The following is a 445-nucleotide window of genomic DNA, read 5'->3' as shown; positions in this document are numbered from 1 at the left end:
GTTCTTGATGATCTAGGATTTACTTCGATAATATACACATTTTCATCCTTATCAACGATAAATTGGATATTAAACAAACCAATAATACCAATTCCTAATCCTAGCTTAGTCGTATACTCTTTAATCGTATTTTTTACCTTTTCACTAATACTAAAAGTTGGATAAACACTAATTGAATCTCCAGAATGAATCCCAGTTCTTTCAACTAATTCCATTATTCCAGGAATAAATACATCTTTACCATCACAAATAGCATCAACTTCAACTTCTTTACCTCTAATATATTTATCAACTAAAACCGGTTTATCTTCATCGATTTCTACTGCAGTTTTTAAATAATGTTTTAACTGTTCATCGTTATTGATAATTTGCATTGCTCTTCCACCAAGTACAAAACTTGGTCTTACTAAAACTGGATATCCAATTTCACTAGCAACCTCTAAAC

Annotated in this window: 1 protein-coding gene; it reads right to left on the bottom strand. The window is 30.1% G+C overall.

The features are described 5' to 3' along the window. A partial coding sequence (locus KHA85_RS20255) for an ATP-binding protein (protein ID WP_213186676.1) occupies positions 1–445 on the bottom strand: 445 nt, incomplete at both ends.

Origin of the sequence: Dietzia massiliensis (genome assembly GCF_018390595.1) — a bacterium.
Classification (GTDB): Bacteria; Actinomycetota; Actinomycetes; order Mycobacteriales; family Mycobacteriaceae; genus Dietzia; species Dietzia massiliensis.
The sequence above is the reverse complement of the archived record's forward strand: the minus strand, read 5'-3'. Positions and strand labels throughout refer to the sequence as shown.